12 protein-coding genes and 1 pseudogene are annotated in these 17,966 nt (G+C 66.7%); 1 reads left to right on the forward strand and 12 read right to left on the reverse strand.

From position 1 onward, the window contains the following. Positions 1–37: 37 nt before the first annotated feature. Complete coding sequence (locus AC58D2_RS04395; RefSeq protein ID WP_497387704.1) at positions 38–1,036, reverse strand: glycoside hydrolase family 43 protein; 999 nt, start codon at positions 1,034–1,036, stop codon at positions 38–40. Between the two features lie 191 nt (positions 1,037–1,227). Here AC58D2_RS04395 and AC58D2_RS04400 point away from each other — a divergent pair, with 191 nt between their 5' ends. Further along, a complete protein-coding gene (locus AC58D2_RS04400) occupies positions 1,228–2,910 on the forward strand; it encodes a sulfatase-like hydrolase/transferase (protein ID WP_497387706.1) in 1,683 nt (560 codons plus the stop codon). A gap of 123 nt (positions 2,911–3,033) precedes the next feature. Here the strand turns inward: AC58D2_RS04400 and AC58D2_RS04405 are convergent. From AC58D2_RS04405 to AC58D2_RS04455, 11 genes and pseudogenes are all read right to left on the reverse strand, one after another. Beyond that, positions 3,034–4,503: pseudogene (locus tag AC58D2_RS04405) on the reverse strand (glycoside hydrolase family 97 catalytic domain-containing protein). After that, entirely contained in the window at positions 4,458–5,207 is a 750-nt protein-coding gene (locus AC58D2_RS04410) for a hypothetical protein (RefSeq protein ID WP_497387708.1), read from the reverse strand. The pseudogene AC58D2_RS04405 and the gene AC58D2_RS04410 overlap by 46 nt, the downstream one beginning before the upstream one ends. A gap of 104 nt (positions 5,208–5,311) precedes the next feature. Continuing rightward, positions 5,312–5,584 carry a YrhK family protein gene (locus tag AC58D2_RS04415; protein ID WP_497387710.1) on the reverse strand — a complete coding sequence of 91 codons (273 nt, stop codon included), beginning with the start codon at positions 5,582–5,584 and terminating at the stop codon, positions 5,312–5,314. Positions 5,585–5,689: 105 nt separating this feature from the next. Beyond that, positions 5,690–6,274: a superoxide dismutase family protein gene (locus tag AC58D2_RS04420; RefSeq protein WP_497387712.1), complete on the reverse strand. Its 585-nt coding sequence runs from the start codon at positions 6,272–6,274 to the stop codon at positions 5,690–5,692. A 157-nt stretch (positions 6,275–6,431) separates the two neighbouring features. Then, positions 6,432–6,605: a DUF1328 family protein gene (locus tag AC58D2_RS04425; RefSeq protein WP_497387714.1), complete on the reverse strand. Its 174-nt coding sequence runs from the start codon at positions 6,603–6,605 to the stop codon at positions 6,432–6,434. A gap of 158 nt (positions 6,606–6,763) precedes the next feature. After that, on the reverse strand, positions 6,764–9,598 hold the full coding sequence (locus AC58D2_RS04430) for a CHAT domain-containing protein (RefSeq protein ID WP_497387716.1): 2,835 nt from the start codon (positions 9,596–9,598) through the stop codon (positions 6,764–6,766). A gap of 23 nt (positions 9,599–9,621) precedes the next feature. Further along, on the reverse strand, positions 9,622–10,197 hold the full coding sequence (locus tag AC58D2_RS04435; RefSeq protein ID WP_497387718.1) for a hypothetical protein: 576 nt from the start codon (positions 10,195–10,197) through the stop codon (positions 9,622–9,624). Then, a complete protein-coding gene (locus tag AC58D2_RS04440) occupies positions 10,194–11,450 on the reverse strand; it encodes a sensor histidine kinase (RefSeq protein WP_497387720.1) in 1,257 nt (418 codons plus the stop codon). The genes AC58D2_RS04435 and AC58D2_RS04440 overlap by 4 nt, the downstream gene beginning before the upstream one ends. A gap of 86 nt (positions 11,451–11,536) precedes the next feature. After that, on the reverse strand, positions 11,537–12,223 hold the full coding sequence (locus tag AC58D2_RS04445) for a response regulator transcription factor (protein WP_497387722.1): 687 nt from the start codon (positions 12,221–12,223) through the stop codon (positions 11,537–11,539). A gap of 79 nt (positions 12,224–12,302) precedes the next feature. Next, the gene (locus tag AC58D2_RS04450) at positions 12,303–13,184 is read right to left on the reverse strand and encodes an SH3 domain-containing protein (RefSeq protein ID WP_497387724.1); all 882 of its coding nucleotides are present in this window, start codon (positions 13,182–13,184) and stop codon (positions 12,303–12,305) included. A 111-nt stretch (positions 13,185–13,295) separates the two neighbouring features. Then, on the reverse strand, positions 13,296–17,939 hold the full coding sequence (locus tag AC58D2_RS04455) for a hypothetical protein (protein ID WP_497387726.1): 4,644 nt from the start codon (positions 17,937–17,939) through the stop codon (positions 13,296–13,298). Between the last annotated feature and the right edge of the window lie 27 nt (positions 17,940–17,966).

Raw genomic sequence — 17,966 nt, forward strand, 5'->3', positions numbered from 1 at the left:
GCCGCGGGCGTCTCCGCGGCCTTTCTGATGTGCGCCCCTATTCGGACGGCACGGGCAGCGGCATCCCCTCGCCCACCGGCGCGCCGAATTGGGGCCAGCCCTGTGCGGTCCAGCCAAAGCGCTGGATATGCGGCGCACGTTTCAGCGTGCATTTCATGCCCGGTTCGGGGTTGGCGTGATAGATGATCCAGTCTTCCTTGCCATCGGGGGATTTGAAAAATCCATTGTGGCCCGTGGCATAAACGCCGTTGCCGCGTTTGAAGACCGGTTGCGGCAGCTTGGTCCAGGCCGCAGGGTCGAGCGGGTCCGCCCCCGGTGCGGCATGGAGCATGCCGAGCGCATAGTCGTCCGACCAGCAGGCGCTTGCCGAATAGGTAAGAAAGAGATCGCCCTTGGGGCCCAAAAGAAATTCGGGACCCTCGACGATGCTCCGACCGCCCTGCATCTCCCACGGACGGTCGGCGCGCGCGATCACGCGCTCCTCGCCTTTCAGCGTCCACGGATTCGCCATCTCGGCGATCGCGAGCCCGCTGATCGGCCCCAGATAGGGCGAATAGGCGAAATAGCGTTTGCCGCCATAGGAAAAGACCGTGCCGTCGATGCCGCTGTGGGCGGTGTTGACGCGCCCGCGGTCGATCCATTCCCCGGTCAACGGATCGTCGCCGTCATTCTCGAGCACGAAAACGCTGCGATGCTTGTCGTCGTTGAACCCGCTCGCGGTGGCCGAATAATAGATGAACCATTTACCGTCGATCCGATGCAGTTCGGGCGCCCAAATCAGGTGGGCGTTCGGCCCCGTTGCGGGCGGCGTCCACACCGTGCGATGCTCGGCGCTCGCCAGATGCCCGATATTGTCGGTGCGCCAGAGCGCGATGCGGTTGCGAAGCGTGTTGGTGTAATAATAGATCCCGTCGACCTGCGTGACCCACGGATCGGGGCCCGAGGGCAGGAGGGGATTGGTAAAGCTGTCGCTCGCGCCATCGGCTGCGGCCGCCGAATTCGCTGCGCCCCCTTGCGCCCCCACGCATGCGCTCATCGCCAAGGCCGCGCCGATGAAAGCGAGCGCGCGCGCGCACCTCGTCTGCCGTTGCAGAATGTTTCCAACTATCACTTGAACTTCGCTCCTCGACCCAATAACACATATTTATCCTATAATATAGGCGCCAATACGCAAGTCCCTTGTCGGGAACCGATCCGGCGTCGATCAGGCAGAGAGGAACAACGCGCATGGCCGGGACAGACGATCGCGAACAGATCCAGCGGCGCGATTTCCTGCGTCACGCATCAAGCGGCGCGATCGTCGCAGCGATCGGCGGCCGCGAACTGATGGCGGCGCCGGCCGCCGCGGCCGAAGGCCGGCCAGGCGGGGCCGCCGCGCGCGGCGGGCGTCCGCCGAACATCATCCTGTTGATCACCGACCAGAACCCGGCGGGCCTCACCAAGCGGTCGGGCTATCCGTTCGATACGATGCCGACGATGGACCGTCTTGCTGCCGGCGGGGTCGATTTTCAGCGCGCCTATTGCACGATGCCCGCCTGCACACCCAGCCGCACGTCGATGCTGACGGGCCGCTGGCCTGGCGCCCACCGCGTCCGCATGAATTTCCAGGCCGACGCCGCCTTTTACGAACAAGACCTCTATGACGTCGCAAAGGCGCGCGGCTATCGCACTGCGCTGGTCGGCAAGAACCACACCTATATGAAGCCGGGCCCCAAGGTCGATTTCTGGCGCTTCTACAACCATGAAAAGGGCGACAAGACCAACGGCGACAAGGCGATGCTCGCCGCCTATGAAAAATGGATTCAGGCGCTGAGCTTCAATGTCGCGCAGGAGGCGACCCCCTTCCCCGTCGAGGCGCAATTTCCCTATCGCATCGTCACCGACGCGATGGAGTTCATCGACCAGGCGGCGGCGTCCCCGTTCTTCATGCAGGTCTCGATCGCGGAACCGCATAACCCCGAACAGGTGCCCGCCCCCTATTGGGACATGTTCCCGCCCGATGCGCTGCCCGAGCCTTGCGCCGGGCTCGAGGCGCTCGATCGCCTTGGCTTTCGCGCCAAATGGCTCCACCAGCTCGAACTGTTCGGCGAACCCGATACCGACAGGCTGACCCGGCGCTATATTTCCAACTATCTGGGGCAGCTGAAATTGATCGACGACCAGGTGAAACGTCTCGTCGATCATCTGGAGGCCAGGGACCTGATGCGCGACACGATCATCGTGCGCGTGTCCGATCACGGCGACTATCTGATGAAATATGGTCTCGGCCGCAAAGGTGTCGGCCTGCCCGAAACCCTCGTCCACATTCCCATGGTCTGGCATGGCGCCGGCATCGAGGCGACGCCCGGTATCGGGGAAAAGCCGTTCGTATCGATGGCCGACCTGATGCCGACGCTGTGCGAATTCATGGGCGCCCCGATCCCGCACGGCGTCCAGGGACGAAGCCTGCGCCCCCTATTGGAAGGGCAACCCTATCCAGAGGTCGAGTTTCGCAGCATCTATGCCGAAGCCGGGCTGGGCGGGCTCTATTATGAAGCGGGCGATGCGATTCCGCCCGACGTGGCGGGGCGCAAGGATGACGGGTTCGATGAACTCAACATGGTGACCCAAAGCGGCAATCAGAAGATGGTGCGGATGGACCGGTGGAAGCTGATCTATGACATGATGGGATATGGCCAGCTCTATGACCTTGCTCGCGACCCCTGCGAGCTCGACAATTTGTTCGGCAGGCCCGAAGTCGCGACCGAGCAGGCCGCGCTCATGGCCGAATTGCTGATGTGGACGATCCGCAACGAAGACAGCCTGCCGACCGGGCCACAGTTCAAGAAATACCAGACGAAATGGCCGGGCGCCCACAATTGGTACGCCCCCTATCGCCACGGCGTCCCCCCGATCGCCTATATTCCTTAGAGTTTTTCCGGTTTTGATCGATGCATTTTCAAGCCCCTCCCCTTCAGGGGAGGGGCGTTTCAGCATCGCCCGGAACAATTCCAGCGCCCGGCGAACCAAGCCGGCGGGGCGGCGGCACCGGAATCATTTCGCTGGGAGCAGGCGGAAGCGGATCGCCACGCCGCCGCCGGGGGCCAGTTTCAGCGTCAGGTCGTCGGCGCTGGTCACCGAGCGCGTTTCGATCGCCAAGGCCGCCGGGTTCGTGCGATAGTCGGCGCCCGGCCCATCGGCATAGATCGTCGCTTCATAGCGTTTGCCCGGCGTCAGGAAACGGAGCGGCTAATCGAGCGTGCGGGCTTCCTCATCCGTGATAGCCCCCAGATACCAGTCCCCCTGGCCGCGCTGCTGCCGGGCGACGACGACATAGTCGCCGATCGCGCCTTGCAGCGTCCGGGAGGTCTCCCAGTCGGTCGGCACATCCCGGATGAACCGGAAGGCATCGGGTCGCGCCTCATAGTTTTCGGGCAGGTCGGCCGCCATCTGGATCGGCGAATAGACCACCACATATTCGGCCAGTTGCGTCGCCAGCGTCGACTGAACCCGGCGCGCCAGCGGCTTGTCGCCACGCGCTATATCGAAAATCCCCGGGGTGAAGTCCATCGGCCCGGCGAGCAGCCGCGTAAAGGGCAGGATCGTCATATGATCGGGAGGGTTCGTCGGGTCGCCCCAGGCGTTGAATTCCTGTCCGCGCGCGCCTTCGCGGCTGACCCAGTTCGGCCACGTGCGGCGCAGCCCCGTGTCCTTGACAGGCTCATGCGTGTCGATCGCGATATGATGCTTGGCCGCGCGCTTGACGACATCGAGATGGTGGCGGACGGCGTATTGGCCGGCGAACCATTGCTGGCCGCCGCGAGCGTCGACGATTGTCCCGCTCGGTTTGACATATCCCGTCTTGATGATCCGCACATCATGTTCGTCATAAAGCTTCAACGCCGCATCGAGTTGACGCTCGTAATTCTCGATGGCTCCGCCGGTTTCATTGTGGCCGATCAGCCTCACGCCTTTAGACCTGTCGTAACGGGCCACTTCGTCCATGTCGAAATCGGGATAGGCCTTGGTAAAACTGAACTTGTCGCCGTTCGCAATCCAGTCGCCGTCCCACCCCTCGTTCCAGCCTTCGACGAGCACGCCGTCGAAGCCGTATTTGGCCGCGAAATCGATGTATCTCTTCACATTGGCGGTATTCGCGCCATGTTTCGGCCCGCTGCCCCACGTCGATTTTTCAAGGTGCATTTCCCACCAGATCCCGACATATTTCCCCGGCTTGAACCACCGCGCAACGTCGGGAAGCCTACTCGGTTCGTTGAGGTTCAGCGTGATACGGCTGTCGGCGAGCGCGGCGGGGCTGTCGCCCACGAGGACGGTGCGCCACGGCGTCGTGAACGGCCCCGTCTTTCTGGCGAGCGTCCCGTCGGGCCACGGCATCAGCCATGCGCGATACCCGCCCGCACCATTGCCTTCCAGCAACATCGAAGGAAAATCGACGAGCGGCGCGGCGACCCCGCCGGCTATTCGACGAGCACCGCTTGCAGTCGTGCAGCGTCGATATGCCACCGCAATTGCTCGGCGCTGGCGCCATCGACGCCGTTCACGCGCCGCAATACATAATGGCCCCTGAAACGCTGGCGTCGCCCTGATGCAAGCGTTGCGTCGACCGTAACCGGCACCTCGATATAGAGCGAGCCCGCCGCGCCTTCGGCATCCCCCGCCTGACCGATCGAGACCCGTGTGGACCGCGTCTTCGCAAACCCGGCGCGGAATTCTTCAAAGCTCTGGCCGGGCCTGCCGTCGGCACCCCATTGTGCCCAGGCCGTCCCGAAATCCCGCGCATCGAGCGCGGCATAATATCGCCCGATGACATCGAGCGCCGCCTGACGGCTGCCCGCCCGAACCCGGCATGCCTCGACGTGCCCCGCATCGTCGCCAAGGAGCGCGCAGCTTCGCGCAATCTCGTCCTCGATCATCGCGCAGCTGTTGGCGGCATTGCAGGGCGGCCGCGTTGCCGGCGATACGCGAAGGCACGCCTGGACGAGACGGTCGACGCTGTTTGCCCCACGCTCGGCAGCACAGGACCGCGGCGACGGATCAGCGGCGCCGCCGCGCCCGGCGGCGCGCGCCTCTTGACCGGTCGCCGCCGAAGTCGGGGAGGATCGAGCAAGCGGGCCTTTCCCCGCCCCGTTGACGCGCTGCTCCGCAACATGCCGCGGTGCCTGTTGCTCGTCCGGTTCATGGCAGGCCGCGAGCAGAAGCAGCGGCATGACCGATAGGGCAAAGGCAGGATTCTGCGGCATCATGGCGACAGTACGCGCCGCGCCTCCGCGCTGTTCCGCCACGCCCGGCTTTTGCTCCAACTTTACGCAGATCATCCGCCGGGGGCGTGGCTGCGCGGGGGGTCTGCGCTGCCGCGGTAGGCTGACCCCCGATCCCGCCTAGCCGCTTCGAGTTCGGTCACCGCCTTCCCGATCGCGCCCAACAGCATGCCCGCCGACCCGACGATGAACATCAGGATCGCGGCGTGGTGCCAGGCGGAAAAGCGGTCGAGGAACAGGATGGAGCCGACGAAGAACAGCATGTTGCCGACAAGGCCAAGTCCAAGATGGATATAGGGGTAATTTCGCACGAAGCTTTTGAACATGGGTCTCCCGATGTCCGGCAGGTAGGCCGGACAGGCTTTGCAATTAGGGAAGGCGTGCCCCGGGGGCACACGCCGCGACGATGCGGCGGGCGCCAGCCGGCCGACCTATTCCGCCTTGAACACACCGCACGCGATGCGCGCACCGCTGTCGCCCGACGGGTCGGTCTTCTGGTCGTCGGCCCCGGCATGAATGACGATCGCCGACCCGTCGCTGTCGAGCAGGCCTGCGAAGGTCGCGCCCTCCAGCTGATAGGAAAGCGTGCCGCGTCCATCCTCGCCCACGACGAGGTTCGGCATATCGCCGGCATGCTGCCCGGCGGGGTCTTCGAGACCGTGTTTCGCCTGAGTCGGGTTCCAGTGACCGCCGGCGGTTTCGAACTTCGGTGCGTCGCATTTTCCAGTCGTATGCACATGCGCGCCATGCTTTCCGGCGGGCAGGCCCTCTACGGCAAGGGACACCGCGACGCCTCCGTCGGCGGCGGTCGCCGTGGCCCGGCCCGCGGGCTTGCCGTCGGCGGTCTGCAACATCGCGACCGCGCTCTGAGTCGCGCCGGCCTCCGCCGGCATCGTGCCCATTGTCGTGGTGTCAGCCGATTGCGAAGCGGCCACATCGTCGTTTGCGGCGTCCGGCGAACCGCAACCGGCGAGCAGCAGCGACGCAGCAGCGGACATCAGGTACAGACTCTTCATCTCAAGCTCCCGTTTGGTTTCAGACAGTCCATCAACCGCCCAATCGAAACGACGTTCCCGCAAGCTTCGGTCCACAGCTCGGAACGGAAATTATATTCCGGGGTCGGCAGCGCCGCATCGCCGTATCGGAACGGCGTGCGTCGCGCCGCCGATGCGATCAGCTCAGTTTTTTGGCCGCCGCGGAGCCGAGAACCAGAAACAGGACGACGAGGGCCAAGCCGACGAAGAACAGAATCTTCGCGATACCGGCGGCGGCGCCGGCGACGCCCGAAAATCCCAGGATCGCCGCAACAAGGGCGATGGCGGCAAATATCAATGCCCATTTGAACATGGCGTTTTCCTTTCAAGTCGCCGGGCGCGGAGGGGCATCGTCGATGCTCCTGCACCCGGCATGGCTTTGAACGAACGATCCCTGTCGATCGTTCCGCACGGCAACGCCGGCGGATCCACCCTCCCGGTCCCGGTAGAACCGGTGCGGGGTTTCCGATCCTAGCCCGAGAAGAGCTCGAACGGCGCCCACAGCGCCGGCTGGTCGATCCCTGGCTCGCCGTCCGATCCCTTGCGTACGGACATGATCGCATCGCGCAGCGCGTCGGCCGGCGCCTTGCCGATGCGCAGCCCCCTCACCGTACCGACGGACAGCCGGCGCGCGACGTCATCGCGAACGACCCAGTGGCTCGCCATCACCTGGCCGCTGCCGGCCAGGAAAAAACCCTGGACAAGGCCCGAAAGCTGCGGCCGGTCGGCCCCGGACGCTCCGGCGCTATTGCACGCCGACAGGATCACCAGTTGCGCCGGCAGGCTCAGCGCGCCGATCTCGCTGGGTTTCAGGAGCCCGTCGTCGCCGTCCTTCGGCGTCAGCAGCAGCGCTGGCTCGTCGAGCCCGTCGAATTCGCCGGGCAACAAACCATGAGTCGCGAACGCGAGGATCGATCCGGGTTGGACTCGCGCGGCCCGAAGGCCCGCTTTGGTCGCGCGATCGCCGATCAGCAGATGCGCGCCTTCGCTGCCCAATGCCTTTGCAAGCGCGCCCAGTTCGCGCTCCGCATCGGGCAGGTCGGGCAGGTCGTCGATCGCGCGCGCGGCGCTGCCGGAGCGCATCGCGAGTGCCGTTCCGACGCGCCGGCCCTCGACCCCGCCAAGCGCGACGAGCGCGCCGGCCGCGTCGCTGGCGCCTTCGCGGCTTGCCCCATTGGGCGCCCGAATCATCCGCTCGATCGCCATGCGGTCGATCAGGAACTCGCCTGCCGGACCACCAGGCATAAGCATTCCGAACGGCAAGGCGTCGAGCGAGCCGTTGGCAACCACGGCCAGCGTCTTCATCCCGTGCAACGAAGCGGTGGCGTCGCCCGGGAACAATCGCTCGTACAGCGCCTTGGCCGCAGCGGCGTCGAAATCGTCCCCACCGTCGATCGCGGCGCGCAACCGGGCCACAAGCCCATCCACGCCCGCACCGTCGGCGACCAGATATTGCATTGCCCGCGCGCCGCTCGCCAGCGTCGCCAGCCACGCATCGCCAATATCGGTAAACATCGCCGACGCGGTAGCCGGCGGGGTCGCTTCAGTGAACTGCGCCAGGGTCGACGGCGCGAAAAACAGCCGTGCCCGCTGGTCGGCGCGCAGCGAGGCGTCAAGCACCGCGATCGCCCGGCGATTGGCGTCGAGATCGCGGGTGACGGCGGACAGGTCGAAGGCGCCATCGGGACGCATCAGATTGGCGTCGAGCCGCGCCTCGATCCCCTGCCGTTCCGCAAGCAGTTGGCGGCGCTTGCCAACGGCTTCGGCAAAGGCCGGCTCGGACGCGGCGGCTCGTTCGCTTTCGACGATCGCGAGCGCGTCGTCGAGGCTGGTTCGCGCGGCCCATTGCTGCGCCTCGAAGGCATCCCCGATGGCGCCGTGCCGGGCTAACAGCTCGGCGAGCCAGCCATAGGCAGGCCGCTGACGCTCGGCTTGCGCCGATCCGCGCGCGAGATTGGCGTTTAGCGTCAGCGATCTGAACAGGTCGCGCGCCCGCGCGATCAGGTCCGGTTCAGCGACCGTGCCGGCGCGGTCCTGCACCCGCAACAGCATCGCGCGGGCCAGCAACAGGTCGGGATGGTCGGGCGGCAGCATCCGATTGCGCAGCGAGACCGCCTGTCCCGCCGCGCTTTCGGCGACGGGCCAGTCGGCGTTGGCAAACGCCGCCTTTGCCAGGTTGTCGCGGGCATTGGCGCGGTCGCGATGCCCTTCGGGCAGGCGCGCATCGCGAATCTCGAGCAGATCGCGGGCCAACGGCTCCGCTTCCGCAGCCCGGCCGCTGTTCAACAAGGCGATCAGCCGCGTGTCGCGGGCGACCAGCGCGCGATCGCTCTGTGCGCCGAGTTGGGCGTCGATGATCGGAGTCGCGGCATCGAGGAAAGCGATGGCATCGGCATCGCGCCCCGCGCGGATCAGGGCCTGCGCGAACTGAACGCGCATCGCCGCGCTGTTCTGGTTGGGTCCGCCGTTCGCCCGTTCGGTCAGCTCATAGGCACGGCGGATCATCGGCATCGCGTCGTGCGGGCGGTTCACGCGCAGCAGGATTGCGCCGAGATTGGCATAGAGATTGGCCATCATCGGATGGTCGGCGCCAATCGCGCCGCCAACGCGGGCGATCGCATCGCGCGCGTTGGCAACCGCCTCTTCGGTACGGCCGGCCGAATAGAGATAGACGACGCGATTGGCATTCCAGATCGCAACGTCCGACGGAACGGGATCGAGCGTCAGGGCGATATCGATCGCCTGGCCGTTGCGCGCCAGCGCGTCGTCGAGCCGCCCATGCTCGAGATAGGAGGCCGCAAGGTTGGACAGGTTGGTCGCATAGTCGCGCTCGTTCCGTCCGTTCGGATAGGCCTCATAGTCGGCAATCAGCCGCTCGTTGATCGCGAGCGCCGCGTCATGCTCCCCCTTGAAATTGAGGATATAGGCGCGGGTGCTCAACGCGTTGCGCCAGCTGCCGCGATAGGCGGCCTCGCTCTCCAGAACCGGAAGGACGCGGTCGACGATACCGAGCGCGGCGTCCATGTCGCCTGCCACCGCCAGCGCCATCCCGACATAGAGTTCGCGGGCCGCGATTTCCGGATGGCGCGGCGGATACAGGCGTCGCGCTTCGGCGAACGCCCGGTCGGCAAGCGCGCGATAGCCTGCCGGATCGGCGTCGGGTTCGGCCGCGTCGAACTGCGCGATCAGATCGTCGAGTCGCGTGCGGTCGACCGGCGCCTGCTGGGCGTGACAGACGGCGCTGCACGACAGCGCCGCCGCCAACAGCCCTGCCCGCGCCGCGCGGTACGATGCCCTCTTCATCATTCGCCCCTCCCAAAGCCGGAACCCTAGTCGACCACCAGATAATATTGCGCCATGCCGCCCCCGCCGTTGACGAGTTCGATCCGGTAGCGCTGCGTGAAAACGGGGGTGAAGCGACAGTCGCCGACATGCGCCGGCGATCGATCGCAAACCACCTGGCCCGCACCGTCAAAGATTTTCAGCCGCAAATTCTTCTGCGGACGCGATGTGGCCGCGACCGTCGCCGCCTCGCCCGACAGGAACAGCTGGTCCAGACTCCTTGCCGCGCCGGGCGCAAGCGTGCCGCGGACATATCCGGGACCTAGAGCCCGGCCCCGAACCGGCGGATCGATGTCGGGCACCGCGCTTCGCCAGCGCGCCACCGGATCGGCCGCTTGATCGTCGATGGCGCGGGGGTTGCGGCGATCGATCCGGTGCAGGGCTTTGGCGAGCGCGTCGGTGTCGCGTGCCTCGAATGCCGCGTCGGCCGCCGCCATGTCCCGCGCCAGCCCGCTCGCAAGAGAGGCTGGCGCGGGAGTCACTTCCGTAGCGCGCGGCACCGCGCAGCCCGCAAGCAGCATCAGCGATAGCCCCAGACCGAGCGAAGCCGTGTCCTTCATCATGCCTCCCTTGCCCTCACGACGAATGTCGCGCCCCGTTCGGACGGCGCCACGGCGATGGACAGATCGTGGCGTTCGGCGATCGCCTTTGCGAGGGCGAGGCCCAGCCCGCTGCCGGGGGAACCGGCGGCATCGCCCGGACTGCGATAGAAGCGGCGAAAGACCTTCTCGCGATCGACTTCGCTTATCCCCGGCCCGTCGTCGGCGACGGTCAGCACCGGCCCGGCGGCAAGCGAGAGGTGTACCGAACCGCCGCTCGGCACATATTTGAACGCATTGTCGAGCAGGTTGGTGACAAGCTGGGTAAGCTGCATCTCCTCTCCATCGAAGCGGATGCCGGGGGCGATGTCCCAGGTAAACAAATGGCCCGATTCCTCGGCGCTGTCGGCATAAAGCTCGCATATCCGGGTTGCCATTTCGCTGAGATCGAACCGTTTCAGCCCATGACGGTCGCCTTGCCGCGCCTTGCTCGCCGCTATGTCGAGCAGCGATTCGAGCATCGCGACGAGCCGCTTGATGTCGGCACGGCCGTCGAGCAGCCGCGTGGCGACCCCTTCTCCCGGATCGGCCGCCAGCGCCTTGGTCAAGCGGCCGTCGAGATGCATCAGCGGGGTGCGGATTTCGTGCGCGATCTGGTCCGACGTATCGCGATAGGCCTCCACCAACCGTTTCTGCCGCGCCAGCGCCGCTGCGCTATGGCCGGTCAGTTCGTCGATTTCGTCGCTACGTCCGCGGGGCCGCATCGCGATCAGGCGGTCGTCGTCGGATTCGCGAAAGGCATCGTTGATCCGCTGAATCCGCCAGTGCAACCGCCCGGCGGCCAGCTTGCCGAGAGCGCCGACAATAAGAACGAACAGCGCCCCGCCGCCCAGAAACACGATGGCGACATGCTGGCGCAGCGCGCCATTGTCCGCGGTTTCCCGGGCCACGAGCAACTGGAGATCGGGCGCGAGCCGGGTCGCCCGCGCATAGGCGCTCGTGCCTTCGCCGACCGTGATCGCCCCGCTTTCCGAAACCGAAGGGTCGAGTTCGGGCCAGCGACGGATATCGCCCGCCAGCACGGCGCCGCCGGCATCGGTGAGCATATAATGCGGCGCGCTGCCATCGCGCGGGGTGATCGCAAGCCTGTCGGCGATCCGACGCTTGAGTTCGTCGGGGCCGCTCGTCGCATGGATGTCCGCCAGCCCGGCAAGATCGACATCCACCGCCTTGCGCGCCGATGCGTCAAGCGTCGACCGGATCGTCTGGTCGGTCATCGCCCACAGCCCCACGACCAGCGCGATCGAAAACAGGATCGCGACGGCGACGAGGCGGGAAAAGATGGAGCGGCGCGAAGCGATCGCTACCTCCCGTCCAGCAGGCGATAGCCCGAGCCCCAGATGGTTTCGAGCGCCGGAGATTTGAACCCGTCCTCCAGCTTGCGCCGCATCCGACCCACATTGACGTCGACGACGTTGGTTTGCGGGTCGAAGGACATGTTCCAGACATCCTGCAACAGCATCTCGCGCGTCACGACCTCGCCCGCATTTTCCATGAAATAGCGAAACAGTTCGAATTCGCGCGGGCTGAGCGACAGGTGACGGTTGTCGCGGAATGCCGTGCGCGCCTTCACATGGCATTCGAAGGCACCATAGAGGATGACGGCGCTATGTTCGCGGCCCACCGCGCGGCGGTGTAGCGCGCGCAGCCGCGCGAGCAGTTCCTGCGCCTCGAAAGGCTTGGCGAGATAATCGTCGGCGCCGGCGTCGAGACCTTCGGCGCGGTCGGTGGTCCGGCCGAGCGCCGAAAGCATCAGGACCGGGGTCCCGACCCCGCTTTCGCGCAGCCGCTTCAGGATCGTCAGCCCGTCGAGGTCGCCGAGCATGCGGTCGAGGATGATGACGTCGAATTTCTCCATCCCCGCGCGCAGCAGGCCGCCCGACCCGCTGTTTTCCCACACGACGATATCGCCGCGCCCCGCGGCCATTTCCTGGACCTCGCTCGCGGCGCGTTGATCATCCTCGACATAAAGGATTTTCAGCGTTTCCATGATGTTGGCGCAATCATCCCCCCGGATATGCGACCCCGGCCCTTGTGGCATAGCCGCCGGGCCGGGGCAAGCCGGGTTCTCAGCCAAGGTCTTCGACCGACACCCAACCCTGGGTCCCGTAGCCGTCCTTCACTTCGATGAACAGGCCGTTGCGATTTCCGGTCGGAACCACATCTGTCCCGGCGCGCAGCGAACGAACCGACGCGCCATCGGCGGCGGGGGTCGCCCGCATCACCGTGTCGATCGCAACGGTTGCCTCGGGCGTGGCAGATGCCGCCGGCGCCGCGGCCCGGGCGACCGGCAACGATGCAAGCGTGGCGCCCTGCGCCGACACCGCGTTGAACGCCTTGACAAAGGCTTCGACGAGCATCTTGCCATCCTTGCTCGCGCCATAGCCTGCCGCGTTCGCACCGGCGGTCCATCCATCGTTGCCGCCGAAGCTGATCGACGTCTTGCGCACCTCGCCGGTGCCGGTAACGACCGCCTGGCCGGTCGCCGGGCTCAACAGCTTGATCCCGGCCGCGACGCGCTTCTTCTTGCCGCCCAGACCGCCGAACATGCCGAGCAGGGCGCCGCCGACCGGAACCTTGGACACGATGCTTCCCGCCGCGCCCGAGCGGACCAGCCCCTCGACAGCGGCCGATTTCGCCATCTCGACCGATTTGTCGACCTCTTCGGAATCGCCGGCCACGACATTCATCAGGAAGTCGGCGGGCGTGCCGGCTGCCGCGTTGTGCGGCGTGAAGCATCCCGATTCGATCGCGAGCGAATTGATCAGCTCGCGCGGCGAGCCCAGACCATAGTCCGACCAGCCCTGCGTATCGCCTTCCACTACCGCGATCGTTCCATAGCTGCGATCGCATTTGTTGAGCGTGACCTCGTCCTTTTCCGCCGCGACGGCGGGTGTCGCGATGCCGGCGAAAAGCGCGGTCGTGGTCAGCGCAATAATCGACTTGTTCATGTGGCCCTCCCATGTCTGTGCCGGGAATGACCATGCCGTGCCCGCTCGCCCCGGCCCACACACCAAGCCCGTCATCGAGATGACAAAGCCCGTTAGGGACGCCTCCCGCCCCTATTTTTGCGGAAAGGTGACGAGCCCGCCGAGCAGGGCTTCGGCTTTCAGCCGCTGGGCGTCGCGGTCGATTCCGCCGCGCACCGCGCTTGCCGGAGCGGAGGCCATCGGCATTCCGTCGGTCGGGGCGTCGCCCGGCACCGGCACGGACCACCGTCCCCATTCGCCGCCTTCCCCGGACGAAGCGATCAGCGCGCCAGGCGCCGTCGCATAGGGATTGTTGTTCACCGTCGGCTGCGCGCGGAAGGTCGCGGCGCCCTGTATCGCGTTGCTCGACGCGACCCGCACCGAATAGGTGATGCCAGCGTGCGTTGCGCCGTCACCCGCCAGGAAACCCTGCACATAGGTGCCGCGCGCGACACTCGCCCCCGCGCTCGTGCTGGTCGCCAGATTTTCGTTGAAGCGCATGCCCCCGGCCCCGTCGTCACGGATTGCCATCGACGGATCCGCGACACCGCCGCTGCTCGCAAAGCTATACGTCTCGCCCTCGAACGACAGACGCCCTTCCAGCCCGGCCTCCAGCGTCGCAAAATCGACGGCGAAATTGCCCGCAAAGCTGCCGGTGCCGGGCCGCGCATTGGACTGCGTCGGGGTGGTGGCACCGATCAGATCGTAGGTGACGAGCCCGCTGACCGGAAGGTTGACCGCCGGCGCGCCCCAGAATGTATGCCAGGACTGGCCGGGATAGGCGGTCGCGGTGAAGGATTGGCCCGTCCCGCCGCGATAGCCGACGGGAACATTAGCGATCCGCGACCAGCCGATGCGGCCCTGATCGCCTCCCTTTTCGACGGTACTTGCCGAATTTGGCGTGTAGGCCACGGCCGCGAACGAAGCGGTCGCGTCGGTGAGCAGGCCGTCGGTCACGGTCATGCTCGTCGCGCTCCCCTGACCACCACCACCCGCGCCCTGGAACGCGAACACATTGCCCGCGGCCCCGGTCGGCGCCACGCCGTCGCTGGCGGCCAGAACCGGATCGCCACCGTCGCCATTCCCGCTCCCCGCTTCTCCGGTGGCGGCGAAGGCCACGGTGCCCTGGATGCGTTCGGCGGACCGGAAATTGGGATTGTCGACGGTCTGATACGTCATGCCGAGCCGCTCTTCCGAACCGCCGAAGCCGCCGTAGAAGAGGATCAGGCAATTGTCGCTCGAACAGGCGTCGCCGCTGCCGGTCATCTTGCCATTCATGTTGAACACGGGGTTGATGGTGAACGTGTCGACCAGCGCGCCGGTATCGCGCCCTTCCGAGGCGAAATCATAGCGGACGTCGCCGCCGTCTTCGGGCATGACGATCGTGCCGTCGAACCCATAGGCGAGCGATGAGGGACCGAAGCCGATCGTCAGATTGGCATCGAAACTGCCCGGCGCCGCACGGCCCGACGAAAAGACCGGTCTGGTCGCCGCGAGCACCTCATAATCGATCGTGCCGCTGGTCGGCAGCGGCGCGGCGACGGGCGCCGTCACGACCCACGGCACGCCGCCGCCGGGTGCGGCGTTGACGGTGCCGCCCCGGAATCGCGCCGCGCCGTCGACATAGCGACCGACAACCACCGCGGCATCGCCGCCGACATCGACCGCCTGCGCGGTGCCGATGGCAAGGTCGCCGGCATCGGTCAGCACCCCGTTCGCATCGAGCTGCGGCGTTGCCGAGGCCTGATAGGATACGCCGGCGTTGACGGCATAGGCCCGCGCGCCGCTGACGCCGCTGGGGAAACCGCCCGCATAGGCCGGATTATCCGGCGTGTCCGGCCCGCCGCTATTGCCGGGCAGTCCGGCGAACTGGTCGGGATCGCTCCCCGTTTCGAGCCAGGCGAGATAGTCGGTCAGGAACTGGAGCGTCGCGCCGGAAAGCCGGTCGTCGAGAATGCCCGTCCGGTCGAGCGCAGCCAGATAGGTTTTGACCTGTTCGGGGGTCAGCGCGCCATATTCGGACGGAACGCCGCCGCCGAGCAGGAAGGCGTAATAGGCCTGCACCGCCTGTAGCCAACCGGCATAGACCGGCAGCCGGGCATAATCCGCTGGATCGCCGCCGCTCGCGAGGAAGGCGTAATAATCGCCGAAAAAGGCATCGAGATCGCCATGCGCCGCAAAGCCGCCGGCAGCGTTCAGGGCGGCGAGATAGGCCGCGACCTGTTCCTGCGTCAACGCGCCATAGGCACCGGGGAGCCCGCCGCCGGCGAGATAGGCGTAATAGGCGTTCAACGCCGCGACATAGCCGTCGTACACCGGCAGCTCGGCGTAGCTCGCCGGGTCGCCGCCGCCCGCCAAATAGGCGTAATAGGGCGCGAAGAATCCGTCGAGATCGGCGAAGGCCGCCAGGCCGCCGGCGGTGTTGAGCGCGGCGAGATAGGCGCGAACCTGCGCGGGGGTCAGCGCACCGTAATCCGCCGGCAGGCCGCCGCTGGCGAGAAACGCATAATAGGCGTTCAGGGCAGAAACATAATCGGCATAGACCGGCAGGCCGCTGAACCCGTTGGGCGATCCGCCCCCGGCAATCCACGCGAAATAGGCATCGAGCAGGTCGGCATTGTCGCCGAGCAGATCGGCAAGCTGTCCCGACGCGGCGATCGCGTCGATATAGATCTGGAGCGTCGCCAGTGTCTGCGCATCGTAATCGGCGGGCAATCCGCCACCCGCGAGGAAGGCGGCATAGGCGTTGAGCGCCGCGGCAAAGGCGGGATAATCGGGCGGGACCGGCAGCCCGGCATATTGATCGGGATTGCCGCCGCCCGCGACGAAGGCGAAATATCCGGCATAGAAGTCGGAAAGATCCGCGAGGAAGGACGCGCTGGCCCCCGCGCGGTCGAGCGCGGCGAGATAGGCGCGCACCTGCGCCTGGGTCAGCGCACCATAGGCCGACGGCACCCCGCCGTTTTCCAGATAGTCGTAATAGGCCGAGAGCGCCTGGGCATAGCCCGCGAAAATATTGGCATTGAGGCCCGCAAAGGCGTCGGCCTGTCCTCCGCCCTGGACGAACGCAAGATAGGCCGCAAAGAAATCGGCCCGCTCGCCGAGGAAGCGGTCGAGTGCGCCCGCCGACTGGAGTTGCGCGATGAAGCCCTGCAACTGCGCGATGTCGGCGCCGTCATAGGCCGAGGGCAGATTGCCTGCGGCCAGCCATGCGAAATAGGCGTCGAGCCTGCCCGCATAGCCGGCAAACACATTCGCGGGCAGGCCGGCGAACGCGTCGGGCGCGCCGCCGCCGCGCAACCAGTCGAGATAGGCGGTGAAGAAGGCCGCTTGATCGCCGGCGACCGTGGCGAGCAAGCCGGTACGCGACAGGGTTTCGAGATACGCCCGCAGCGTCGCGGCATCGAGCGCGCCGTAGTCGCCGGGCAGCCGGCCGCTTGCGAGCCAGGCGTAATAGTCGCCAAGGGCCGCGCGATATTGCCCGGCAAAGGCCAGGCCGCCGCTTGCCAGATAGGCGTCGAGCAGGGCGCGATCGCTCGCGCCGAGCTGCTGTGCCAGGCCGCTGTCGGCGAGGAACGCGACGTAGCGCCCGATCGTGTCGGCTCTCGCCCCGGTGAAATCGGCGGGATCGCCGCCGGCGCGAACGAACGCGAAATAGGCCCGGGCCAGGTCCACGAAGCGACCGGCGAACAGGTCGGGATTCCCGCCGTCCTTCAGAAAGGCCAGATAGGCGTCGGCCAACAGGCGATCGCTGGTGCCGAGCCGGGCGAGCGCGCCCGTCCGCTCGCTATAGGCCAGGAAGGCCGCGATATCGCCCAAGCGCGCATCGCCGAAGCTCGACGGCGCCGCGCCCGAGCGCAGCAGGTCGAGATAATCGGTCAGGAAGCCGGCATAGGCGGACAGGAAGCCGGCCCCCGATCCGCCCCCGGCAAGCCACGCCAGATAGGTTCGCACGATGTCGGCCTGGGCTTCGGGGAAAGGCGCGCCGCCAAAGGCCTGCGCCACGCCGCCCGCGTTCGCGACCAGCAGCGCCAGATCGCCGCTCGGGAAGGTTTCGATCGCCGGATTGGCCGCTGCCGCATCGACGCGGCGCGCCGCCGCCAATATGTCGCTCGACGCGCCCGCCGCCGCGAGCGCATTGCCGAGCGTCACGGGCAGACCGTTCGCCGCCGCAGCGGCCGGTCCGCCTTCGGCCATCGCCGCGACGTCCCCCCGCGACGCGCCGGGCGTCGGCTGGGCGCCGTTGGCGACCGTCTGTTCGGGGCGCTTGCCGGGCGCAAAAGCGAACATTTCGCCGGCATCGAACCGGCGCGCTTCGCCGGCGCGCCCGACAGTCGCCCGTCCGGTCATCACATGGCCACGGCCGGTGCCGTCCGCCGCGACGCTGAAACTCGCCGCCGATCCGCGTCCCGTGACGCGTCCTTCGACGCCATCGGGCATTCGCACCGTCGTTTCATCCTCACCACCCGCGACGGTCAGGGCTCCGGCATAAAGATCGACCGAGCCATCGGCGTTGATCCGGTAATCCGCCGCGTCGAGCACCGACACCGTCGCTCCGCTATCGAGCCGCACCTGCCTGAGCCCATCGAGTTGATGGACCCGCTCTCCGATCGAGAGCGCCCGGTCGCCTTTCGACGAGAACAGCACGTCGGCGGCGAGCGCAGGCATTGCGAGCGACACGCTCGAGGCGCTGACCATCAGCGCGGTGCCGAGGCGAAGTTTGTGATTGACGGTCATGGCGTGGTCTCTCCCCAGGGATCAGGC

It is taken from the genome of Sphingopyxis sp. CR5 (genome assembly GCF_059693785.1).